We start from the raw sequence: 20919 nt of genomic DNA, 5'->3' as shown, positions 1-20919 counted from the left end.
AGAACCCTAATGTCAGACTTCGGTGCTAACCGGCGCGATCTGCTCCTCGCGCCCCTGCTCGCGGCTGCCGCGACCGCCTTCGGGACTGGTTCCGCGCGCGCCGCCGGTGTCGATCCGACTCAGACCATCGTTAAGCTGCCAGACCAGATCCCCTGGCAGCCGCTTTACAACTTCCCGCCGGGAATGGCCGAGCAAGCGCCGATGTTCGGGAAGATCGGGGAGCCTGGGCAGTACTTCGTCCTCATCCGGTGGCACCCCGGTTACATGAGTGCGCCGCATTGGTATGAAACCGATCGCCTCTGTGTCGTTCTGTCCGGAACCTGGTATGTCGCGAGCGGAGCGGATTTCGCTCCAGAATCTACAGTGCCGGTTCCGGCGGGATCTTACGTCCACCGGGTCGCGAAGACGCCGCACTATGACGGCGTTAAGGCCGGCATCAAGGAACCTGCGATCATTGCGATCAGCGGTCTGGGTCCGATCCGTTATCATCTCACGGACGAGAGCAAGCCTGGCTGGCGCGAAGTCTGAGGGCCCTGCGGAGATTTGATACGTCTCCGGAGAAGTCTCGGAGGGGCGCTGCGTTCGGTAAACACCGGCATGGCGCCCTCCAAGGCTCTATTGACGATATTGAGACGGCATTCGCCTGCTTCAGCGCCGTAAAACCCGTGCGAACATCTCAAAAAATCGATATGTACAGTCGGATTGACGTGCGTTTTTCGTAAAAGACATTTTCTATCAAAAATTTGGAGCTATTCACGCGGGAATGTAAAATTTTATATATGGCCTGGTTTTATATTTTATTTCCTGTCGCACTATGGTCGAAAAACTAGGTCCTTGTTGGATAGCGTGCCATGTCCCTAAATCGTTTGATCTCGATATCGATCTTTACACTGGCATTTCTTGCTTGTTGTCTTGGATCAATCATGGCGATCGACCAGTTTTCAACGATGTCGGCAGTCAAAATGACTTCGTTGCGGCTCGAAGTCTTGAAGGCGTTGTCGAACATTCCCGCGACGCTTAATCCTGAGCGTGGCATGTTCACTCTGCTCATCGGCACGCGGCCGGCCGGCGATAAGCCGCAAGACAACACGCTGACGGCGATGCGCAAAGCCACCGATACGGCGATGGCTGCTGCGCAGGCTTCGGCCGGCGTCTTGGCGGCAGACCCAGCGGTGGCCCCCCTCGCTGAGCAGACGGCAAAGATCGTGAACCTATGGGGAGAGACCCGCGCCACCGGCGACGATCGGATCCTCCGGGTGCCGCCGGAGGCGCGCGGCGATGCTATCAAGATCGCTACCGAGCGGAGTGCCGAGATTAACCGGATCGTGCTGGCGGCGATGCTCGACCAGACCCGGCAACTCGCCGCCATCGACGGCAACGCCTTCCGGTACGCTGATTTCGCGAGCCTCGTGCTGGACCTGCGGGATGCCGGAGGCCGCGAGGCCGGCCTGCTGCTGAATTTCATTGCCAGTGGTAAGCCGGCTTCCGACGCCGAGCGCCGGACGATCATCAAGCTTCAGGGCCAAGTCATCGAGGTCTGGAACAGGCTTGCCCCGCTCCTCGAGCAAGCATCGACCCCGCAGAAACTCAAGGACGCGGTTCTCGCTGTTAAGGCGATTTATATCGACGAGTTCGGGGCTCTCAACCAAAAGGTGCTGGAGGGTTCGATCAGCGGGCAATATCCCCTCGCCGGAGAGGCTTATCGCGAGAAAACCGTACCGACCTGGATCAAGGTCATTGCCCTGCGCGACGCCGCCTTCGCCGAGGCCGACAATTCGATCCAGGCGAAACTTTCCGACGCGACGCAGCGTCTCTATCTCGCGATTTCCATCATCGCCGGCTCGCTGGCAATCAGCATCGGGATCTCGGTTCTGGTCTACCGCCGCGTGTCGCGGCCGATCCGTCAGATGACCGACAGTATGTCGCGCATCGCAGGCGGTAATGTCGACGAAGCAATTCCCGGTGTCGGCCGAACTGACGAGATTGGCGGCATGGCGGCCGCGGTTGAAGTCTTCAAAACGGGCCTCAAACGCAACCGTGAGCTTGAGGTCGAGAACGAGCGCAGTCGCGCCGAGGCCGAACGGCAACGCAAGGATGTGCTCAATGATTTAAGCCGCGAGTTCGAGGCAAGTATCGGCCGCATCGTCGAAACCGTCGCGGGGTCGGCCCACGCACTCAAGGCTGGAGCCGGCGACATGAACGCGGTTGTAACCGATTCGACGACCCGCTCGACCGCCGTCGCGGCCGCCGCCGAGCAGGCATCCGCCAATGTCACCGTCGTGGCGAGCGCAGCGGAGGAACTTGGTTCGTCCGTGGAAGAGATCGGCCGCCAAGTGCTCGACGCGCAGGCCATGTCGCGCGCCGCCGTCGACGAAGCGAACGCAACGGCCGCGATCGTGCAGGATCTGTTGCAGAGCGCCAGTCGGATTAGCGAGGTGGTCGGGCTCATTTCCAGCATCGCCGGACAAACGAATCTTCTCGCGCTGAACGCCACCATTGAGGCGGCGCGAGCGGGCGAAGCGGGCCGCGGCTTCGCCGTGGTCGCTACGGAGGTCAAGGAACTGGCCACCCAGACCGCCAACGCGACGGCCGATATCTCGGCGCAGATCGATGCCATTCAAACATCGACCACGAAGGCCGTCGGTGCGATCCAGTCGATCGCCAGCACGATCGGTGGCATGAACGACATGACGTCGGACATCACCAGATCGGTCAATCAGCAGAGTGCCGCAACAAATGATATCGTCCGCAATATCGCGGAAGCTTCGGCCGGCACGAACGAAGTCACTGTGAACATTTCCGCTGTGGCGCAATCCCTCCAGCAGTCGGAGGCGGCTACGCAGAATGTGTTGATGTCCTCCTCGCAGCTGGCAACCGAGGCGAATGAGCTTTCACAACAGGTGGCACACTTTCTCGGTCAGGTCCGTGCAGCGTGAGTCCCTGGGACTGGGCGTGTGGCAAACGCGGAGCTTATAGACGACGGATGGACGCAGCAGTCTCTCGGAGCCGTAGTTGAGCGTGCCTTGTTCAGCAGGCACAAACAACGAGGCTGAGCGCGATGTGCGCATGAGGAAGCCGCGCCAGAAGATCTCCGGCGCCTCTCAAGCCCGCGAATTACCCGGCGTGAGCCGTCCGGTGGCGACCTGGATCGCCGCCTGATTTTTTAAGGATTGCCGGCCGGACGCGGCACCGGCGCCGCGGGGGCGGTGACGGCGCCCTCTTCGGGCTGCGGGGTGCTCCTCGGGCTGCGCAGGACGATGAGCACCCCGCCCACGACCGAGAGCGCGAGGGCGGTGACGAGGATGAGGAAAAGCCAGCGGGGCATCCGCTGGCCCTAGCACGGCGCGCCCGGTTCGGCGAACGCTCAGCGCGGGACGAACACCCCCGGTACGACCTTCCCGGTCCGGCCGAACAGCTCGTCCGCTCGGGTGCAGCTGGCCGGCACATCCTTCTCGTAGACGGCGAGGTAGGATCGGGCCTGCAGCAGCAGGGGTTTTCGCTCGAGGTCGGCCGGATCGACGCCCATCGCCTGGACCACGCTCTTGAAGCGGTCGCCGTCGGTCCGCAGCGTTTGGCAATGGACGTTCACGAAACCGGCGAGGCCGGCGAGCTTGGCCGCCTTGAGGGCGTTGGCCGGCGGCTCCGCCGGCGTCTGGCCCAGGGCCGGGGCCGCGATGGCGGCCAGGACGAGCGTCGTCGGCAACAGGCTGCGGATTCGCATGCGGGGATACTCCATCGGGCTACGGCCCCTTGAGCACCGCCCGGCAGGCGGATGGCAGGGCCGCCAGGGTCATGGCAGGCTTGGGCTTCGGCGGCACCTTGGGCGGCTTCGGGTGCAGCACCGCGTCGGAGAACCAGTAACTCAGGTCGTCGCAGCCATCCGAGGCGGCGGGCGCCCCCTGGGGCTGGCAATCCTCCTGGCCGGCCGGGCAGGCGAGCCGGATATGGTAATGGTAGTTGTGCCCGTACATCGGGCGCACCTTCGACATCCAGCTCCGGCCCGAAGCCTCCCGGCACAGGGCCTTCTTGATCGCCGCGTTGACGAAGATGCGCTCCACCTCCGGCTGCTCGGCGGTGAGCTTGATCAATTGCAGATGGGTCGGCGTCCAGACCTTCGGGTCGATGTCGAGGCGGTCCGGGCGGACCATGTCGGTGGCCGAGGTCTCCTCGCGCTCCGCCCGGCTCATGCGTTGGTCGGGCATCGGGGTCAGCCAGATATCGGCGTCGATGCCGATCTGGTGCGAGGCGTGGCCGGTGATCATCGGGCCGCCGCGGGGCTGGGCCATGTCGCCGACGAGCAGCCCCGGCCAGCCGACCCGGACGGCCTTCTGCGACAGGCGCTCGACGAAATCGATCAGATAGGGCGTGCCCCACATCCGGTTGCGGGACGGGCGCATGACCTGCCAGTTCGGCCCGTCCATCGGCAGCGCCTCGCCCCCGGCGAAGCAGCCCTTGGCGTAGAACCCGTAGATATGGGCCGGCCCGGACGAGGCGCGGGTGACCCGGCCGAACAGGGCCTTGGCCGGGGTCGAGGGCGCGTCCGGGTGCTCCAGCGGCGGCAGCGGCTTCGGGTCGACGCTGCCGCGGTCCTGGGCATGCGCGCCCGCGACGGACAGAAGCAGGGCGGCGAGCGCGACGCCTGGCTTGAGACGTGTGGCCGTGAACGGGATCTGCATGCGGGGAGCTGTTCGTCCGTCTGAGGGGGCAGGCGCAGGCCCGGACCGGAACGTCGCGCACGGCCCGGGCGTTTTTCAGGCAGCGGATCCTAACGCACCGAAACGCACACACGATCCGGGAGGCGAGCATGGCGGCCAATCCACCCCCCGCGGCGCGGCAGCCGCGCAGCCTGATCGCCAGCGATCGGGTCATCGGCACGGATGTCCGCCGGCCGGACGGCGGCAAGGTCGGCCGGATCGAGCGGCTGATGCTCGACAAGGTCTCCGGCCGGGTCGCCTACGCGGTGATGAGTTTCGGCGGCTTCCTGGGGCTCGGCGAGGATTTCTACACGCTGCCCTGGTCGGTGCTGCGCTTCGAGCCGGGGCAGGACGCCTACGTGCTCGACCTCACCGAGGACCAGCTGCGTGCCGCCCCGGCCCGCACCCCCGAGGGCACCGACCCGGCCGAGGACGGTGCCTGGGAGGAGCAGATCCATCGCTACTACGACGCCGCGCCCTATTGGGGGATCTGACCCGGCGTCGGCTCTTCAGCCTTCCGAGGGGCCGCACCAGCCGGGGAGGTAGCCGGCATCCTTGGACTTGGCGAGCGCCATCGCCTTCTCCAGCGCGTCGGAAAAGTCGTTCTCGACGCGCTTCTCCTTGATGTTGCGGCGTAAGAAATCCGCCCAGAGGAACTCGCTGAACGGGGTCGTGTCCTTGGCGAAGCCGCCGGCCCGGCGCAGCTCGCCCGCGAGGCTGCGGTACGGGTCGTCGGCGAGGTCGGCGATCGCCTTCGGGACGTCCTTGAAATCCCGGCGCACGCCCTCGGCGTCATAGGGATAGACCCAGGATTTGTGGTCGCAGACCGTCCAGAACGCATCCTTCTCCAGGTGATGCAGGTCGGCCACCACCGTGACCAGCACGCTCTCGACGCCCTCTTCCTGAAGCGCCCGGGAGAGGTGGTGATGATCGATCACGTAGTGGCGCTTCTTCGGCCCGAGCACGGTCGGGATCATGTGCGCCCCGAGGAACGCCTTCTTCTTCTCGCCGTCGTACTGCCGCCAGCGGCGACGCTTCTCGGCGACCTCCCGGTAGCCCACCGTCATCTGCGTCGGGCGCAGTTCGGCGATCGGGATCGGCTTGAGAAGCGGTTCGCGGTTGGCCATTCGGTCGAGTCTCCTGCGTGGTTCTGTCACGCCCTTCTCATATCGGGTCGCAGACGGGAAGGCTGGAGCCGCTCACGATTCGCGGATCGGCCCGGCGCGCACCGCGTCCAGCACGAACACCCGGATCGCCGAGGACAGGTTCTGGCCGCCGCGCCCGGCATCGATCGCGCCGATCAGAGCCTGGACCGACTGGCCGCGCGCCTCCGCGACCTCACGGAGGGCCGCCCAGAACGGATCTTCCAGGGACACGCTGGTGCGATGGCCCGCGATCACCACCGAGCGCTTGCTGACGCCAGCGCTCATGATGCGCGCGTCATGATGGGGACGAATCGGAATCCGGCTCGCCGCGTTCGAGCCGATGGCCCTCGTGGCGGTCGATCTCCAGGGCCTTGCGCCGCTGCTGCAGGGTCTTGGCCTTCTTCGGACGCCCGAAGGCGATCCGGTTCTCCTCGGCCTTGGCATCCTCGGCCGCGCGGGCCTTGGCCTTGCGGACCTGGCGCAGGTTGATGATCTCGGCCACGGATCGCCTCCCGATTGCGTCAGCCGGCGCAGGACAAACCGCGCCGGCCAGTCCCAAAGAGATTAATCGGCGCTGGGGGCCAGCATCGTCTCCGGCCGGACCACGCGCTCGAACTCCGCCTCGGTGACGTAGCCCAGGCGCAGGGCCTCCTCCTTGAGGGTGGTGCCGTTCTTGTGCGCCGTCTTGGCGATCTCGGCGGCCTTGTCGTAGCCGATCGAGGGGGCGAGCGCGGTCACCAGCATGAGCGAGCGGCTCATCAGGTCGGCGATCTTGTCCTCGTTGGCCTTGATGCCGACCACGCAATTGTCGGTGAAGCTCACCGCGGCGTCGGCGAGCAGCCGGATCGATTGCAGCACCGCGTTGGCGATCACCGGCTTGAACACGTTCAGCTCGAAATTGCCCTGCGAGCCGGCGAAGCTCACCGTGGTCGCGTTGCCGACCACCTGGCAGCACACCATGGTCAGCGCCTCGCACTGGGTCGGGTTGACCTTGCCAGGCATGATCGAGGAGCCGGGCTCGTTCTCGGGCAGCGACAGCTCGCCGAGGCCCGAGCGCGGGCCGGAGCCGAGCAGGCGGATATCCTGGGCGATCTTGAACAGGCCGGCGGCGAGCGCCGAGAGCGCGCCCTGGGTGAACACCAGCGCGTCGTGGGTCGCGAGCGCCTCGAACTTGTTGTCGGCGCTGGTGAATTGCAGACCGGTCAGCGCCGCGACCTGGGCGGCGAATTTTTGGGCGAAGTCGGGGTGCGCGTTGAGGCCGGTGCCGACTGCGGTGCCGCCCTGGGCGAGCGCCAGCACGCCGGGCAGCGTCGCGGCGACGCGCGAGCCGCCGAGCGCCACCTGGGCGGCGTAGCCGGAGAATTCCTGGCCGAGCGAGACCGGGGTCGCGTCCTGCAGGTGGGTGCGGCCGATCTTGACGATCGATTCGAACGCCTTGGCCTTGGCGTCGAGCGCCGTGTGCAGGTGGGTGAGCGCCGGCATCAGGCGGCCGCTGATCTCCCGGGCGACCGCGATGTGCATGGCGGTGGGGAAGGTGTCGTTCGAGGACTGGCCGCGATTGACGTGGTCGTTCGGGTGGATCGGCGTCTTGCCGCCGCGCTTCCCGCCCAGAGCCTCGTTGGCGAGGCTGGCGATCACCTCGTTGGCGTTCATGTTGGACTGGGTGCCCGAGCCGGTCTGCCAGACCACCAGCGGGAACTCGTCGTCGTACTTCCCGGCCACGACCTCGGCGGCGGCCGCCGCGATGGCGGCGGCGAGCTTGGGCTCAAGCGCGCCGAGATCCTTGTTCACCAGGGCGGCGGCCTGCTTCACCAGACCCAGCGCGTGGACCAGGGGCGCCGGCATGCGCTCGGTGCCGATCTTGAAGTTCTGGATCGAGCGCTGGGTCTGCGCCCCCCAGTACCGGTGGGCCGGGACCTCGATCGGCCCGAAGGTGTCGGACTCGGTGCGGGTGGCGGTTCCGGTCTCGGTGGGCGACATCGTGGCCTCTACGTTTGGTGCAGTGCGGTGCCTACTTAAATGAGGCGCGGATGAATCGCGATGCCGGTTTTTCCCGGCGCCGGACAAGAGCGGGGCTCTGTTCCCGCCGGATAAGGAGCCGATGAGCGCGACGATCGACCTGACCGAGCCCGCTACCCGGTTCCGCCCGCCGGTGCCGCGCCCGCTGCGCGAGCCGCTGGGCCTGTTCGACTTCCTCCGGGCCGCCCGCAAGAACCCGATCACCACCTGGATGGACGTGCACTTCAAGGAGCCGGTCGTGGCCGCCGAGGGCGCGATGGGCCGGATCACCGTGGTCAGCGACCCAGGCCTGATTCGCTATCTCCTGGTCGAGAACGTCGAGGGCTACCGCAAGGACGACCTGCAGCGCCGGGTGCTGGCGCCGGGTTTGGGCAACGGCCTGCTCAGCGCCGAGGGCGATGAGTGGCGGCTCCAGCGCCGGACGCTGGCGCCGATCTTCAACGCCCGCACGGTCCAGGGCTTTTCCGATGCGATGAACGCGGCCGGCGCCAAGCTGGGGCGCCGCCTCGCCCGCCGGGGCGGCAAGAAGGTCGACGTCGCCCTGGAGATGACCCGCGTCACCCTCGACGTGCTGGAGCGGACGATTTTTACGCAGGGGCTGCCGGGCGATCCCGACGCGCTGGGCCGCGCGATCACCCGGTTCCTTGAGGCGGTGGGGCCGATCGACCCCCTCGACGTGTTCGGGGTGCCCGATTTCGTGCCGCGCATCGGCCGCCTGCGGGCGCGGCCGGCCGGCCGGTTCTTCGCCGAGGTGGTCGACGAGCTCATCGCCCGGCGCAAGGCGGCGATGGCGCGGGGCGAGGCGCCCCGCGATCTGCTGACCCTGCTGCTCGCCGCGCAGGATCCGGAAACCGGCAACGGGCTCTCGGACCTCGCCGTGAAAGCCAACATCGTCACCTTCATCGCGGCCGGCCACGAGACCACGGCCAATTCGCTGACCTGGGCACTCTACTGCCTGTCGCAGGATCCCGCCGCGCAGGCGCGGATCGAGGCCGAGGTCGACGCGGCTGGCGACGGGGATTTCGCCGTCGAGCAGCTGCCTTACACGCGGGCGGTGATCGAGGAGGCGATGCGCCTGTTCCCGCCGGTGCCGTTCCTCAGCCGGCAGGCGACGCGGGACGACCGGCTCGGCCGGATCAAGATCCCGCGCGGCTCGCTGGTGATGGTGGCCCCCTGGGTGCTCCACCGCCACCAGACGCTGTGGGAGGATCCAGAGGCGTTCATGCCGGAACGCTTTTTGCCCGAAAACCGGGACGCGATCCCGCGCTTCGCCTACCTGCCGTTCGGCGCCGGGCCCCGGGTCTGCATCGGCCAGAGCTTTTCGATCCAGGAAGCGGTGATCGTGCTGGCCCACGTGGTCCGGGCGGTGCGCTTCCGGCTGCCGGAGGATCACCCACCGGTCAGCCCGCTCCACCGGGTGACGCTCCGGCCGGAGCACGGCTTGCGGATGGAGGCGGAGCTGCGGGCTTGAGCGGGTTGACGCGGTCCCTGCCGGTTCGCACCTTGTGGACCGGGTGGAGGGAGATTCCCTGATGTCCGATACCGCAGCGCCCGCTTCGCTGGACTACGCCGAGCAGGTCGCCCGCGTCCTGCGGTCCAACGCCGAGACGGAAAAGTTCGTCGCCGAGCAACGCAAGCTGATCGCGGAGCAGTCGAAACTTCAGGCCGAGACCTTGAAGATCGGTTGGGATCGCCTGCTCGCCCCGCTCTCCATCGGATTTGCCGGCATGGCCGCCGCGGCCGCGTTCTTCGGCGCGGGCGCCGCCTTCGTCAAACTGCTCGGCCCGTGACGACCGCTGTGTGAGGCGATGGGCTACAGGGATCGTCAAGGTGCTGGTGAGCGCCGCCACCTGGCTCGAAACACATGCTTGGGCTCATAAAGCCACGCCGACGACGGACTGGCGCAAGCGCGTCGCAAAATCAAAGTGATCTTCGGGACGGCGCTTTAATCACCCCGGCGCGCTTCAAGGCGGCGCGTGTTGCGGTCGTAGATGCGCGCGGCCACGAAGAGGCCCCCGAGGCCGAGCGCCGACATGGCAACGGCGATCATCAGGATCTGAAGGGCATAGCTCTGGGGCATCCAGCTACTCCTCAGCGCGCAGAAACACCCGAAGCGCAATCTGTCCGATCAGATGTAGGATGACGGACGCGAGCAGGAAAGCCCAGCCGTTGTTGGTGAACACATCCGCGGGATGCTGAACCAGCGGACTGATGAACGCCGTTCCGAGCGTGAGGATCGCCGTCGCGTTGAAGAAGGTCGCGGCCAGTTTCACGCCTTCGTTGAAGCGTTTCGCGCGATGCTTGCGCTCCGCCGCCGACAGGATCGGCTGCGCGACAGTCTCGTCCACCAATGAACCCCCGGGCCACCGATTCGGCCCGGTGAGTTCAGCTCTTCTTCCGGAACGCGTCCAGGCTCACGACTTCGGCGCTGCTCTCCTCGCCGTCCTTCTTGGCGGCGGGGCGGGGGGCCTTCTCGTCCGGCTTGGCGCCGGGCTGCTTGTCACCCTGGGCGGCGGGGGCCGGCAACACCTTCGGGGCGGCCGGGCCGATCGTGGCGAGCCCGGAGCTTTTGGGCCGGACCTCGCTCGGCTCGGATCCGGCTCCGCGCGGGCCGGTCTTGGCCGGGGCGGCGTTGGCCTCCTCGGGCACCTCGCCGGCCTCGGTGAGGTCGAACTTCAGGCCGAACTGCACGGAGGGGTCGAAGAAGCCCGACAGGGCGTCGAACGGCACCAGCAGCCGCTCCGGCACGCCCGAGAAGGACAGGCCGACCTCGAAGGTGTGCTCGTGGACGCTGAGGTCCCAGAACTGGTGCTGCAGGACGATGGTCATGTCCTGCGGGTACTTCTCGCGCAGGGCCTGCGACATCCGCACGCCCGGCGCCTCCGTCCGGAACGAGACGTAGAAGTGATGGTCGCCCATCAGCCCGTCCCGGGCGGCGTCGGTCAGCACCTTGCGGACGACGCCGCGGAGGGCGTCCTGCACCAGGAGATCGTAGCGAATCAGGTCGTCTGCCATCTGCGGTCGCGCTCTCGCCCGGTCTGTGCCCAGCGCCCTGCCGCGGATGGCCGGACCGAGGAAGTGAGTGAAGGCTTCCGGTGCCGGGCGCCTTCATGCCCCGCCTGCGCGATGCGAACCGCTAGGACTTGAGACCGATCTTGGAGACCGCTTACGCGGCCGCCGCCACCGGAGCAAAGTTGTCGTTGGCAACTGTTGCAAAGGCCCGAGAACGGCGGAACCATGCCGAGCGAAAGATCTACCTTTACGCCTTCGTCGATCCTAGCTTCGCCCCCGCCTGAGACCAGTCCAGTTCCGTCGGCCTTGCGGCCATCGGTCCTGGGCTCAGGTGGAGGCGCCGGGTACCGCCCCCGGGTCCGATAGGTTTATTCCGAAGACCGTTTATCGCCATAGCCGGCCTCGCGACCGGCTCCCAAGATATAGAGGGGATCGGTCCGGTTTTGAAGCCCGATCGTGTCGCGCCACTGTCTCAGGGCGAACCTCTTGACCAGCCTGTTGCCGGAAATGCGCAGTCGCGCGGTTCCGCACCCGACGGGTTGAGCCGGCTCGACCGGATCTGGGGGGCGACCTGGCGCCTCGGCGCGCTCGTCGCCCTGGTGCTGGTCTATCTGGGCGCCGCGAGCCTGCTGTCCCTCGCCAGCGTCCGCGTCGGTTTCGACCTATGGGCCGGGATCGACCCGTTCCTGCCGCCGGAGCGGCGGCCGTTCCTGGGCGCCGTCGAACTCGCCCACCGCGCCTTCGCGGTCGACGCCCTGCGCCAGGTCTACCTCGCCGCCCTGGTGCTCGGCGGGGCGTGGTGGCGCGACCGGGCCGGCTGGCGCCGGCGCCTGGCCCTCGATCGCGAGCGCCCGAACGGGATCCGGCCGGTCGCGCTGCTGGCGCTCCTCCTGGTCTGGCCGGTGCTGCACATCGCCTGGGTCACCGGCACGGCCGAGTTGTTCGGCGCGAGCTTCGGCCGGCGGGTGACGCTGTCGCCGTTCATGAGCCAGAATGCGGTCGTGGCCTGGCTGCTCTACCTCGCCGTACTGGCCCCCGTGGCCGAGGAACTGCTGCTGCGCGGCGAGGCCTTCGCCCGCGCCCGGGAGGCTTTGGGTCCGGTCGGCGCCGTATTGGTCACGGCCGTGATCTTCGCCGCCGCCCACGTCTCGTCCTGGGGGCTCGCCCGGCCGGTCTCGCTGCTGCCCCTGGCTTTGGTGCTCGGCTGGCTGCGCTGGCGCACCGGCCGGCTCTGGCCCGGCATCGCGCTGCACGGCTGGTCGAACCTCGCGCTCGTGACCTACGTGCTCTGGCCGACCTGAGCGCGGGACGACGCTCAGGCCCCTTCGTCACTGGGGATGATGGTGGATAGGCGGGCCGCGCGCTTGCCGGCGACACCGCACACGCGCAGGAATACAGAATGGACGCCTATCACACCCTGTTGCGGCGCATCCTCGACGAGGGCGTGGCCAAGGACGACCGGACCGGGACCGGGACGCTCTCGGTGTTCGGCCACCAGATGCGCTTCGATCTCGCCGCGGGCTTCCCGCTGGTCACCACGAAGCGGCTGCACCTGCGCTCGATCATCCACGAACTGCTCTGGTTCCTGGCGGGCGACACCAACGTCGCCGCCCTGCGGGCCCACGGCGTGACGATCTGGGACGAGTGGGCGGACGAGCACGGCGATCTCGGCCCGGTCTACGGCAAGCAATGGCGCTCCTGGGCCAAGCCCGACGGCGGCAGCGTCGACCAGATCGCCTGGCTGCTCGGCGAGATCCGGCGCAATCCCGATTCCCGCCGCCTGATCGTCTCGGCCTGGAACCCAGCAGACCTCGACCGGATGGCGTTGGCCCCCTGCCACTGTCTGTTCCAGTTCTACGTGAGCGAGGGCCGGCTCTCCTGCCAGCTCTACCAGCGCTCGGCCGACGTCTTCCTGGGCGTGCCGTTCAACATCGCCAGCTACGCGCTCCTGACCCACATGATCGCCCAGGTGACCGGGCTCGGGGTCGGCGACTTCGTGCACACGTTCGGCGACGCGCATCTCTACCGCAACCACCTGGACCAGACCCGGACCCTTCTGGACCGGGCGCCGCGCCCGCTGCCGCGGCTCGCGCTCAACCCGGAGGTCCGCGACCTCTTCGCTTTCCGGTACGAGGACATCGCCATCGCGGGCTACGACCCGCACCCCGCCATCTCGGCCCCGGTGGCGGTATGAGCCCCGCCATCGCGCTGGTCGCGGCGGTCGCCCGCAACGGCGTGATCGGCCGCGACAACGGGCTCGCCTGGCACCTGTCCAGCGACCTGAAACGATTCAAGGCTCTCACCATGGGCAAGCCGATGCTGATGGGCCGGCGGACCTGGGCCTCGATCGGCCGGCCGCTGCCGGGCCGCCGCACCCTGGTGCTCACCCGCGATCCGGATTTCCGGGCCGAGGGCACCGAGGTCGTCCACGACTGGGATGCCGCCGTCGCGGCGGCGGCCGCACCGGAGCTGATGGTGGTGGGCGGGGCCGAGATCTACGCCCTGGCCCTGCCGCATGCCGACCGGCTCCACTTCACCGAAGTGGAGGCCGAGCCGGAGGGGGACGTGCGCTTCCCTGCCTTCGATCGCGCCGCGTTCCGGGAGACGGCCCGCGAGGTGCACCCGGCCGGCCCGCGCGACGAGCACGCCTTCGCGTTCGTCGATTGGGCGCGCATCCGCTGAGGCGCGCCGCCGCGGTTGTGTTCCGGCCTGTGCGTGCCCACCTGCCAGCCTTGACAGCATGGGGCGCACACCCGCAGGTGCCTGTCGGGCGTGCGTTCTCATGGGGCTCCGGACCTCGCGAGAACAGACGCCCGCGCAGGCGTTTAGCCGCCAAACCAACCCGCCAGCCGCGCGAGCGGGCCGGCGGGCGGGATGAGGCGGGCGAGCGTGGCCGTTCAGGCAGGGAGACGCAGCCCGGAGAGCACGTTCAGCGTGCGGACCGGGCGCGGGCAGGCAGGAGACGACGGCTAGGATGCTTTGGAGCAATCAGAGCGGCGGTGGCGGCGGCGGCCCATGGGGTCGGCCCGGCGGCAACGGCGGCGGCCCATGGGGTAATGGCGGCGGCGGCAAGACCCCGCCCAACCTTGAGGACCTGCTCCGGCGCGGGCAGGACCGCCTGCGCGGCCTGATCCCGGGCGGCGGCAACACCGGCGGCGGCTATGGCGGCGGCGGCCCGAGCAGCAGCATCGGCGGCGGACGCAGCGCCGCGGTGATCGCGGCGCTGGCGGTCGCGGTCTGGCTCGCCACCGGCTTCTACACCGTCTACCCGCGCCAGGTCGGCATCGAGACGATCTTCGGCCGCTACGTCGGCACCAAGGGCGAGGGCCTGCGCTACAACTTCCCCTATCCGATCGGCGGCGTGGTCAAGCCGGATGTCGGCTCGCAGAACTCCATCCAGATCGGCTTCCGCGCCGGCCCCGGCGGACAGGGCCGCAACCGCGACGTGCCGGACGAGAGCCTGATCCTCACCGGCGACGAGAACATCGTCGATCTCGACTTCGAGGTGCAGTGGCGGATCAACCCGCTCAAGGCCTCCGACTTCGTGTTCAACCTCCAGAACCCCGAGGGCACCATCAAGGCGATCTCCGAGAGCGCGATGCGCGAGGTGATCGGCCGCCGCAACATCCAGGCGATCCTGACCAACGAGCAGTCGAGCATCGCCCAGGAGGTCAAGGAGATGGTCCAGAAGGCGCTGGACGAGTACGGCGCCGGCGTGCGCATCGAGGTGGTGCAGCTCGTCTCGGTGAACCCGCCGCCGGAAGTCCGGCCGGCCTTCATCGACGTGAACGCCGCCCAGCAGGATGCCGACACGGCGCAGAACGAGGCCAAGACCTACGCCAGCCGTGAGGTGCCGCAGGCGAGGGGCCGGGCGTCGCAAATCTTCCAGCAGGCCGAGGCCTACCGGACGAAGGCGACGGCCGACGCCACCGGCCAGGCCGCCCGCTTCAGCGAGGTCTACGCCTCCTACAAGGCCGCCCCGGCCATCAGCCGCGAGCGGCTCTTCCTGGAGACGATGGAGAAGGTCCTGGGCTCCGTGAACAAGGTGATCATCGACCAGAACGGCGTGCAGCCCGGCTCGGGCACCGCCGCCGGGGTCCTGCCGGTGCTGCCACTCACCGAGTTCGGCGCCCGCGCCCAGTCCCCGGCCGCGACGGGAGCCGCCCGATGAAACAGGCTCTCCGCACCGGCCTGATCGCCGTCGCCGCGATCGTCGCGATCGGGCTCTACGCCTCGATCTTCACCGTCGGCCAGATGCAGCAGGCGCTGGTCCTGCAGTTCGGCCGCGTCCGCGCGGTGCTCAACGCCACCGGCGAGGAGAAGCCCGGCCTCTACTTCAAGGTGCCGTTCGTCGAGAACGTCGTGATCTTCGACAAGCGCGTGCTCGACCTCGACCTGCCGGTGCAGACGGTGCTGACCGCCGACCGGCAGAACCTAGAGGTGGACGCCTTCGCGCGCTACCGCATCCTCGATCCGCTGCGCTTCTACCAGGCGGTGGGCAATATCGGGCTCGCCAACCAGCGGCTCGCCAGCTTCACCAATTCCGGCCTGCGCAACGTGCTCGCCCGCTCGACCCGCGACGCCATCGTCAAGACCGAGCGCGGCCAGCTGATGCACCAGATCCAGGAGGACGTGAACCGGCAGGCCAAGGCGCTGGGCATCGAGATCGTCGACCTGCGCATGACCCGGGTCGATCTCCCGGCTCAGAACTCGGCCGCCGTCTACAAGCGGATGAAGACCGAGCGCGAGCGCGAGGCCGCCGACATCCGCGCCAACGGCGACCAGAGCGCCGCCACGATCCGCGCCAAGGCCGACCGCGAGGTCACGGTGATCCTCGCCGAGGCGACCCAGAAGTCGGAGCAGCTGCGCGGCCAGGGCGACGCCGACAAGAACCGGATCCTCGCCGAGGCGTTCGGCAAGGACCCGGATTTCTTCAGCTTCTACCGCTCGATGCAGGCCTACGAGACCGGGCTGAAGGGCTCCGACACGCGGCTGGTGATCAGCCCCAGCTCGGACTTCTTCCGCTACTTCAGCGACCCGCAGGGCCGGGCGACGGCCTCGCCGCCGCGCACGCCCCGCGCGCCGACGGACCCGACCGCCTCCACCGGCGCGACGCGCTGACCGATGGCGCCCCGGCGCCAGTGGACTACGATGCATGACCATCCGCGGGCGGCCGATTTCGGTCGGCGGCCCGCGCAGCCGCAAACGCGTTCTTGAAGAGGTCGACCATGCACCCCGTCGCGAGCGCCCCCCGGGCGTCCTTCGGCCGCGCCCCGGCGCAGTCCCGTTCCCGCGCCCGCGCGTTCATGGCCGCGATCCTGGTCGGCGCCTCGTTCGCGACCGCGTCGCTGCCGGTCCCGGCCTTCGCCAAGGGCCCGGCTTCGCTCGCCGACCTCACCGATCAGGTCACCGACGCGGTGGTCAACATCTCCGCCTCCACCACGGTCGAGGCCCGCAGCAGCCGCGCCGGGCCGCAGCTGCCCCCGGGCACGCCGTTCGAGGACCTGTTCGAGGAGTTCTTCAACCGCCGCGGCGGCGGTGGCGGCGGTGGCGGCAAGGGCGGGGAGCGCGGCGACAACGACGGGCCGCGCCAGCAGCGCAAGTCGAACTCGCTCGGCTCCGGCTTCATCATCGACGCCTCCGGGATCGTGGTGACCAACAACCACGTCATCGGCGACGCCAACGACATCCAGGTGATCCTGCACGACGGCACCAAGCTGAAGGCCGAGATCATCGGCAAGGATTCGAAGATCGATCTGGCCGTGCTGCGGGTGAAGCCCGCCGCCGACCATCCGCTAAAGGCGGTGCCGTTCGGGAACTCCGAGAACATGCGCCCGGGCGACTGGGTGATCGCCATCGGCAACCCGTTCGGGCTCGGCGGCTCGGTCTCTGCCGGCATCGTCTCGGCGCGCGGCCGGAACATCGAGTCCGGCCCCTACGACAACTACATCCAAACCGACGCGGCCATCAACAAGGGCAATTCCGGTGGCCCGCTGTTCAACATGGACGGCGAGGTGATCGGCATCAACACGGCGATCCTGTCGCCTACCGGCGGCTCGGTGGGCATCGGCTTCGCGGTGCCGTCGGATACCGCCAAGCCCGTGATCGACCAGCTGCGCGACTTCGGCGAGGTCCGCCGCGGCTGGCTCGGCGTGCGCATCCAGAACGTCGACGACGCCACCGCGGAGGCGCTCAACCTCAAGGGCGGCGCCCGCGGCGCTCTGGTGGCCGGCGTCGACGAGAAGGGCCCGGCCAAGACCGCCGGGATCGAGGTCGGCGACGTGATCCTGAAGTTCAACGGCGCCCCCGTGAAGGCGTCCGGCGACCTGCCGCGCATCGTCGCCTCGACCCCGGTGGGTCAGAAGGTCGACGTGGTGGTGATGCGCAAGGGCGAGGAGGTGACGAAGCCGGTGACCCTCGGCCGACTCGAGGACACCGACAAGCCGCAGCTCGCCAACCTGCGCCAGCCCGAGCCCGAGAGTGCGACCCGCCAGGCGCTGGGCCTCAACCTCTCCGGCATCACCGACGAGCTGCGCAAGAGGTACTCCATCAAGGACACCGTGAAGGGCGTGGTCGTCACCCGGGTCGATCCGAACTCGACCGCCGCCGACAAGCGGATCCAGCCCGGCGAGGTGATCGTCGAGGTCGGTCAGGAGGCGGTGAACTCCCCCGCCGACGTGACCAAGCGGGTCGAGGCCCTCAAGAAGGACGGGCGCAAGTCGGTCCTGCTGCTGGTGGCGAGCGCAACCGGCGACGTGCGCTTCGTGGCGATCGGCCTCGACTGAGCCGGTCCCCGCACCGAGAGGTAGAGGGCCGTCGCTCCGGAAGGATGCGGCGGCCTTCGCGTTTTTGGGACAGGGCTGGGCGCCTCCTGGGAGAGCCGGCTACGCGGCAAATCTTGCGCTGGGTCCCGGGTCGCATTCCTCTGGCGCTGCATGCGCCCGGGAAAGGGTTTGGCGTTTCATTCTGCCCCACCCCCCTTTCCTGGACAGGTGGAGCGAAGCGGAACCTGATCCGGGACCCAGCACGGGACGCGCCGCGAAGCGGCTCGACAGGAGCTGGGGGAGGCCGCATTGACGCGGCGGCTGGGTGCAGCACACTGGAGCCGCGAGTCGATCCGGCTCGGGCTCTCTCGAACCCCATGACGGCCGTCGCCTTCGACACCCTGAAATTCGCCCGCGCCCTGCGCGAAAAGGCGAAGCTGTCGCCCGAGCAGGCCGAAGGGTTTGCCGACGCGCTGGTCGATGTCCTCGACGGAAACCTCGCCACCAAGGGCGACATCCGCGACGTGCAGGCCGACATCTAGGTCGTTCGCGGCGATATCGAAGCCCTGAAGATCCAGACCCGCGCCGATATTGAGAAGCTGCGGCTCACGGCCAGGACGCGCATCGAAACCCAAAGCCCCTTGACCAGGGTCGGCATTGAGCGGGTCAGGACAACCGGCACCTCCGCCGACATAGACGTCCGGTACTGGATCGTCGGCGCAATCGGCCTTCAGACCCTCGTCTACATGTACGCGCTGACGGTCTTCGCCAAGGCCCTTCGCTGACGCCTCACGCCACGAACTCTGCCGCCGCGTAGCCCTGCAGGTACAGGAGCGCGGTCAGGTCGCCGTGCTCGATCCGGACCCGGGCGGCGGCCGCGACCGCGGGCTTGGCCCGGAAGGCGACGCCGAGGCCGGCCTCTTCCAGCATGTCGAGGTCGTTGGCGCCGTCGCCGACCGCCAGGGTCTCGGCGGAGCCGAGCCCGAGGCCGTCGCGCAGCTCGATCAGCGTCGCACGCTTCTCGGCCTTGCCGACGATCGGATCCGCCACCGTGCCGGTGAGCCGCCCGTCCGCGACGCCGAGCACGTTGGCCCGGTGCTCGTTGAACCCGATCATCCCGGCGATCGGGCCGGTGAACAGGGTGAAGCCCCCTGAGACCAGGCAGGTTTGGGCGCCGTGCGCCCGCATCGTCCGCACCAGGGTCGGGCCGCCCGGGGTGAGGCTGAGCTGATCGGCGATCAGCCCGTCCACTGCCGTGACGGGAATATCCTTGAGCAGCGCCACGCGCTCGCGGAGCGCCGGCTCGAACGCGATCTCGCCGCGCATCGCCCGCTCGGTGATCGCCGCGACATGGTCTTTGAGCCCGAGCGTCCCGGCGAGCTCGTCGATGCATTCCTGCTCGATCATGGTCGAATCCATGTCGGCCAGGAACAGGCGCTTGCGCCGATGCGCATCGGCCGGCAGCACGGCGAGGTCGATCGCCTCGCCGGCGAGCGCGGTCCGCAGCCGCTCCGTGAGGGCGCTCGCGTCACTGGGATCGCCGGGCACCAGCACCTCGGCGGCGACCGCCCCGTGCAGGGTCCGCGGCTGGTGCTCCGTCCGAAGCACCGCGCGCGCCTCGGCCAGCACCGCGTCGGTGATGGACGGCCGAGCCGGGTTTGCTATCAGGACCGCGACCAGCATCGTGGAGTTTCGCCTTGCCAGACCGGGAGGAGACCGGGGGGCGCCCGGCGGCGATCCTCATCGCAGGGCCCACCGCCTCGGGCAAGTCGGCGCTGGCCGCCCGGCTGGCGCTGCGCCACGGCGGCGTCGTGATCAACACCGATTCGATGCAGGTCTATCGCGACCTGCACCGCCTCACCGCCCGGCCCGAGCCCGACGAGGAGGCGCGGGTGCCCCATCGCCTCTACGGCCATGTCGACGGGGCCGTGAACTATTCCGTGGGGCAGTTCTCCCGGGACGCCACCGCCCTGCTGGCGGCGCTCGACGGCCGGCTGCCGATCTTCGTCGGCGGCACCGGCCTATATTTCCGGGCCTTGGAGCAGGGGTTTTCGGAATTGCCGCCGGTCCCCGACGTGATCCGCGCACAGGTGCGGGACGAGGCCGAGGGCCGCCCGACCGAGGCGCTGCACGCCGACCTCGCCCGGCACGATCCCGAGGGCGCCGCCCGCCTGCGCCCGAGCGACCGCATGCGGGTCATGCGCGCCCTGGAGATGTTTTTGGCCACTGGCCGGCCGATCGCGAGTTTTTACGGCGACCCCGTGCCCGGACCCCTGGCCGGCCAAAACCTCCAAAAGATCTTCCTGGCGCCCGACCGCACGGTGCTGCGCGCCCGCATCGACACCCGCTTCCGCACGATGATCGCCGACGGCGCCCTGGACGAGGTTTTTCGCCTGCGCGCGCGCAACCTCGATCCGATGCTGCCGGTGATGCGCGCCCACGGCGTGCCGGGCCTGATTGCCCATCTCGACGGGACGCTTTCGCTGGAAGAGGCGATCACCCGCGGCCAGGCCGATACGAGGGCCTACGCCAAGCGCCAGTTCACCTGGTTCCGCCACCAGATGGGGACGGATTGGCGCTGGCTCGATCCGGACGCGGCGGACGGGTTGTGAGGGCCAGGGCTTAGCGGGCCGCATGCGCTTCTCCCTCCCCCGCAGAGGCTACCGGCTTCACACTTTTCTCCCCGACGCCAAGGTTCTGAAAGAAAGGCGCGTTGCCCCTCCCCCTTGCGGGGAGGGGTCAGGGGTGGGGGTGGTCCAGAAGGCACCGCTGCGCTCGATCCTGCACCACCCCCACCTCCAACTCCTCCCCGCAAGGGGGAGGAGAGCGCGTCTCGGCCAGGGTTGTGTGGATCCGGTAGCCCGCAGAAGGGGGAGGGCAGGCGTACCATCTCCGGACTGTCCATCCCGTCGGGCTGCGGATGTTCCGAACCCCGAACTGTGCACCCGCTGACCCGTGTGGAGACGGCGCGGACGCACACATTCCGTGGCCTCCCCCTTGACAATGTTCCTATTTTGTGCTCATTAGCCGTCACCTGTCCTCCGGTGCCGCGGGGGTGACTTCTCGGCGCTCCTCTGGGGTCCGTGCGGTGGCTGACCGGCGGGTTCGGAGAGCAGGGCGGTGCCCGCGCCGGTGGCTCTCAGCCTCCATCGCCCCGGGCGGCGTGCCGATGCGGGGCGTGTCTCGGTGACGGGCGTGAGATCGGACGGCAGTTTGCCCGGCCGGGTCGGGAACTCCGCCTACGGCGACCCCTGTCCGGGGGTGACCCAGGTCAACCTCCATATC

The 20919-nt window shown here is 68.6% G+C and carries 25 protein-coding genes and 1 other RNA gene; 14 read left to right on the top strand and 12 right to left on the bottom strand.

Annotated features, from left to right (window positions below; translation table 11 throughout):
- The first annotated feature begins 9 nt into the window (after positions 1–9).
- Complete coding sequence (locus MKL09_RS11285) at positions 10–528, top strand: cupin domain-containing protein (protein ID WP_244020206.1); 519 nt, start codon at positions 10–12, stop codon at positions 526–528.
- Between the two features lie 395 nt (positions 529–923).
- Positions 924–2936, top strand: a complete 2013-nt coding sequence (locus MKL09_RS11280; protein WP_244020204.1) for a methyl-accepting chemotaxis protein — start codon at positions 924–926, stop codon at positions 2934–2936.
- Positions 2937–3163: 227 nt separating this feature from the next.
- Here MKL09_RS11280 and MKL09_RS11275 read toward each other — a convergent pair whose 3' ends face one another.
- Genes MKL09_RS11275 through mepA form a run of 3 tightly spaced genes read right to left on the bottom strand, consistent with a single transcriptional unit; the run spans position 3164 to position 4676 of the window.
- Positions 3164–3325 (bottom strand): hypothetical protein, encoded by a 162-nt coding sequence (locus MKL09_RS11275; protein WP_244020202.1) that lies wholly within the window; start codon positions 3323–3325, stop codon positions 3164–3166.
- Positions 3326–3364: 39 nt separating this feature from the next.
- Entirely contained in the window at positions 3365–3721 is a 357-nt protein-coding gene (locus MKL09_RS11270) for a hypothetical protein (protein WP_244020200.1), read from the bottom strand.
- Between the two features lie 19 nt (positions 3722–3740).
- Entirely contained in the window at positions 3741–4676 is a 936-nt protein-coding gene (gene mepA, locus MKL09_RS11265) for a penicillin-insensitive murein endopeptidase (RefSeq protein ID WP_244020198.1), read from the bottom strand.
- Between the two features lie 128 nt (positions 4677–4804).
- Here mepA and MKL09_RS11260 point away from each other — a divergent pair, with 128 nt between their 5' ends.
- On the top strand, positions 4805–5188 hold the full coding sequence (locus MKL09_RS11260; RefSeq protein ID WP_244020196.1) for a PRC-barrel domain-containing protein: 384 nt from the start codon (positions 4805–4807) through the stop codon (positions 5186–5188).
- A gap of 15 nt (positions 5189–5203) precedes the next feature.
- On the opposite strand, the gene MKL09_RS11255 is transcribed toward MKL09_RS11260, so the two are convergent.
- The 4 genes from MKL09_RS11255 to fumC form a co-directional block, all read right to left on the bottom strand.
- A complete protein-coding gene (locus MKL09_RS11255) occupies positions 5204–5821 on the bottom strand; it encodes a ParB-like protein (RefSeq protein ID WP_244020195.1) in 618 nt (205 codons plus the stop codon).
- Positions 5822–5893: 72 nt separating this feature from the next.
- Entirely contained in the window at positions 5894–6124 is a 231-nt protein-coding gene (locus MKL09_RS11250) for a ribbon-helix-helix domain-containing protein (protein WP_244020194.1), read from the bottom strand.
- Positions 6125–6134: 10 nt separating this feature from the next.
- Complete coding sequence (locus MKL09_RS11245) at positions 6135–6341, bottom strand: DUF4169 family protein (protein ID WP_243963814.1); 207 nt, start codon at positions 6339–6341, stop codon at positions 6135–6137.
- Between the two features lie 62 nt (positions 6342–6403).
- Positions 6404–7819 carry a class II fumarate hydratase gene (gene fumC, locus MKL09_RS11240; protein WP_244020193.1) on the bottom strand — a complete coding sequence of 472 codons (1416 nt, stop codon included), beginning with the start codon at positions 7817–7819 and terminating at the stop codon, positions 6404–6406.
- Between the two features lie 121 nt (positions 7820–7940).
- Between fumC and MKL09_RS11235 the strand changes: the two genes are divergently transcribed.
- On the top strand, positions 7941–9329 hold the full coding sequence (locus tag MKL09_RS11235) for a cytochrome P450 (protein WP_244020192.1): 1389 nt from the start codon (positions 7941–7943) through the stop codon (positions 9327–9329).
- 61 nt (positions 9330–9390) lie between these two features.
- A complete protein-coding gene (locus tag MKL09_RS11230; protein ID WP_244020191.1) occupies positions 9391–9648 on the top strand; it encodes a hypothetical protein in 258 nt (85 codons plus the stop codon).
- 155 nt (positions 9649–9803) lie between these two features.
- Here MKL09_RS11230 and MKL09_RS31975 read toward each other — a convergent pair whose 3' ends face one another.
- From MKL09_RS31975 to ssrA, 4 genes are all read right to left on the bottom strand, one after another.
- The gene (locus MKL09_RS31975; RefSeq protein ID WP_279605821.1) at positions 9804–9938 is read right to left on the bottom strand and encodes a hypothetical protein; all 135 of its coding nucleotides are present in this window, start codon (positions 9936–9938) and stop codon (positions 9804–9806) included.
- A gap of 4 nt (positions 9939–9942) precedes the next feature.
- Positions 9943–10206 (bottom strand): hypothetical protein, encoded by a 264-nt coding sequence (locus tag MKL09_RS11225; RefSeq protein WP_244020190.1) that lies wholly within the window; start codon positions 10204–10206, stop codon positions 9943–9945.
- Positions 10207–10243: 37 nt separating this feature from the next.
- Entirely contained in the window at positions 10244–10873 is a 630-nt protein-coding gene (locus MKL09_RS11220; RefSeq protein ID WP_244020189.1) for an SspB family protein, read from the bottom strand.
- A 66-nt stretch (positions 10874–10939) separates the two neighbouring features.
- Positions 10940–11322, bottom strand: a transfer-messenger RNA (tmRNA) gene (gene ssrA / locus MKL09_RS11215).
- On the opposite strand from ssrA, the gene MKL09_RS11210 reads away from it, so the two are divergent.
- The 8 genes from MKL09_RS11210 to MKL09_RS11175 all read left to right on the top strand — a co-directional run bounded on the left by MKL09_RS11210 (position 11314) and on the right by MKL09_RS11175 (position 18419).
- Positions 11314–12171 carry a CPBP family intramembrane glutamic endopeptidase gene (locus MKL09_RS11210; RefSeq protein ID WP_409566921.1) on the top strand — a complete coding sequence of 286 codons (858 nt, stop codon included), beginning with the start codon at positions 11314–11316 and terminating at the stop codon, positions 12169–12171. The genes ssrA and MKL09_RS11210 overlap by 9 nt on opposite strands.
- Positions 12172–12269: 98 nt before the next feature.
- Entirely contained in the window at positions 12270–13064 is a 795-nt protein-coding gene (locus MKL09_RS11205) for a thymidylate synthase (RefSeq protein WP_244020186.1), read from the top strand.
- Entirely contained in the window at positions 13061–13552 is a 492-nt protein-coding gene (locus MKL09_RS11200) for a dihydrofolate reductase (protein WP_244020185.1), read from the top strand. Before MKL09_RS11205 ends, MKL09_RS11200 begins: the two co-directional genes overlap by 4 nt.
- Positions 13553–13844: 292 nt before the next feature.
- Positions 13845–15041: an FtsH protease activity modulator HflK gene (hflK, locus tag MKL09_RS11195; protein ID WP_244020184.1), complete on the top strand. Its 1197-nt coding sequence runs from the start codon at positions 13845–13847 to the stop codon at positions 15039–15041.
- Positions 15038–15991: a protease modulator HflC gene (gene hflC / locus MKL09_RS11190; RefSeq protein WP_244020183.1), complete on the top strand. Its 954-nt coding sequence runs from the start codon at positions 15038–15040 to the stop codon at positions 15989–15991. The genes hflK and hflC overlap by 4 nt, the downstream gene beginning before the upstream one ends.
- Positions 15992–16098: 107 nt before the next feature.
- The gene (locus tag MKL09_RS11185) at positions 16099–17655 is read left to right on the top strand and encodes a DegQ family serine endoprotease (RefSeq protein WP_244020182.1); all 1557 of its coding nucleotides are present in this window, start codon (positions 16099–16101) and stop codon (positions 17653–17655) included.
- A 356-nt stretch (positions 17656–18011) separates the two neighbouring features.
- Positions 18012–18176 carry a hypothetical protein gene (locus tag MKL09_RS11180; RefSeq protein WP_244020181.1) on the top strand — a complete coding sequence of 55 codons (165 nt, stop codon included), beginning with the start codon at positions 18012–18014 and terminating at the stop codon, positions 18174–18176.
- Between the two features lie 99 nt (positions 18177–18275).
- On the top strand, positions 18276–18419 hold the full coding sequence (locus MKL09_RS11175) for a hypothetical protein (protein ID WP_244020179.1): 144 nt from the start codon (positions 18276–18278) through the stop codon (positions 18417–18419).
- Between the two features lie 4 nt (positions 18420–18423).
- Here MKL09_RS11175 and serB read toward each other — a convergent pair whose 3' ends face one another.
- Entirely contained in the window at positions 18424–19317 is an 894-nt protein-coding gene (gene serB / locus MKL09_RS11170) for a phosphoserine phosphatase SerB (RefSeq protein ID WP_244020177.1), read from the bottom strand.
- 14 nt (positions 19318–19331) lie between these two features.
- Here serB and miaA point away from each other — a divergent pair, with 14 nt between their 5' ends.
- Entirely contained in the window at positions 19332–20246 is a 915-nt protein-coding gene (gene miaA, locus MKL09_RS11165; RefSeq protein WP_244020176.1) for a tRNA (adenosine(37)-N6)-dimethylallyltransferase MiaA, read from the top strand.
- The last annotated feature ends 673 nt before the right edge of the window (positions 20247–20919 follow it).

The organism is Methylobacterium sp. J-048, from assembly GCF_022829515.1.
Classification (GTDB): domain Bacteria; phylum Pseudomonadota; class Alphaproteobacteria; order Rhizobiales; family Beijerinckiaceae; genus Methylobacterium.
The sequence above is the reverse complement of the archived record's forward strand: the minus strand, read 5'-3'. Positions and strand labels throughout refer to the sequence as shown.

What these genes read in the sequence shown, in the direction of transcription:
- MKL09_RS11285 (WP_244020206.1), top strand. Translation starts at nt 10, where the DNA reads ATGTCAGACTTCGGTGCTAACCGGCGCGATCTGCTCCTCGCGCCCCTG.
- MKL09_RS11280 (WP_244020204.1), top strand. Translation starts at nt 924, where the DNA reads ATGGCGATCGACCAGTTTTCAACGATGTCGGCAGTCAAAATGACTTCG.
- MKL09_RS11275 (WP_244020202.1), bottom strand. Translation starts at nt 3,325, where the DNA reads ATGCCCCGCTGGCTTTTCCTCATCCTCGTCACCGCCCTCGCGCTCTCG.
- MKL09_RS11270 (WP_244020200.1), bottom strand. Translation starts at nt 3,721, where the DNA reads ATGCGAATCCGCAGCCTGTTGCCGACGACGCTCGTCCTGGCCGCCATC.
- mepA (WP_244020198.1), bottom strand. Translation starts at nt 4,676, where the DNA reads ATGCAGATCCCGTTCACGGCCACACGTCTCAAGCCAGGCGTCGCGCTC.
- MKL09_RS11260 (WP_244020196.1), top strand. Translation starts at nt 4,805, where the DNA reads ATGGCGGCCAATCCACCCCCCGCGGCGCGGCAGCCGCGCAGCCTGATC.
- MKL09_RS11255 (WP_244020195.1), bottom strand. Translation starts at nt 5,821, where the DNA reads ATGGCCAACCGCGAACCGCTTCTCAAGCCGATCCCGATCGCCGAACTG.
- MKL09_RS11250 (WP_244020194.1), bottom strand. Translation starts at nt 6,124, where the DNA reads ATGAGCGCTGGCGTCAGCAAGCGCTCGGTGGTGATCGCGGGCCATCGC.
- fumC (WP_244020193.1), bottom strand. Translation starts at nt 7,819, where the DNA reads ATGTCGCCCACCGAGACCGGAACCGCCACCCGCACCGAGTCCGACACC.
- MKL09_RS11235 (WP_244020192.1), top strand. Translation starts at nt 7,941, where the DNA reads ATGAGCGCGACGATCGACCTGACCGAGCCCGCTACCCGGTTCCGCCCG.
- MKL09_RS11230 (WP_244020191.1), top strand. Translation starts at nt 9,391, where the DNA reads ATGTCCGATACCGCAGCGCCCGCTTCGCTGGACTACGCCGAGCAGGTC.
- MKL09_RS31975 (WP_279605821.1), bottom strand. Translation starts at nt 9,938, where the DNA reads ATGCCCCAGAGCTATGCCCTTCAGATCCTGATGATCGCCGTTGCCATG.
- MKL09_RS11220 (WP_244020189.1), bottom strand. Translation starts at nt 10,873, where the DNA reads ATGGCAGACGACCTGATTCGCTACGATCTCCTGGTGCAGGACGCCCTC.
- MKL09_RS11205 (WP_244020186.1), top strand. Translation starts at nt 12,270, where the DNA reads ATGGACGCCTATCACACCCTGTTGCGGCGCATCCTCGACGAGGGCGTG.
- MKL09_RS11200 (WP_244020185.1), top strand. Translation starts at nt 13,061, where the DNA reads ATGAGCCCCGCCATCGCGCTGGTCGCGGCGGTCGCCCGCAACGGCGTG.
- hflK (WP_244020184.1), top strand. Translation starts at nt 13,845, where the DNA reads ATGCTTTGGAGCAATCAGAGCGGCGGTGGCGGCGGCGGCCCATGGGGT.
- hflC (WP_244020183.1), top strand. Translation starts at nt 15,038, where the DNA reads ATGAAACAGGCTCTCCGCACCGGCCTGATCGCCGTCGCCGCGATCGTC.
- MKL09_RS11185 (WP_244020182.1), top strand. Translation starts at nt 16,099, where the DNA reads ATGCACCCCGTCGCGAGCGCCCCCCGGGCGTCCTTCGGCCGCGCCCCG.
- MKL09_RS11180 (WP_244020181.1), top strand. Translation starts at nt 18,012, where the DNA reads ATGACGGCCGTCGCCTTCGACACCCTGAAATTCGCCCGCGCCCTGCGC.
- serB (WP_244020177.1), bottom strand. Translation starts at nt 19,317, where the DNA reads ATGCTGGTCGCGGTCCTGATAGCAAACCCGGCTCGGCCGTCCATCACC.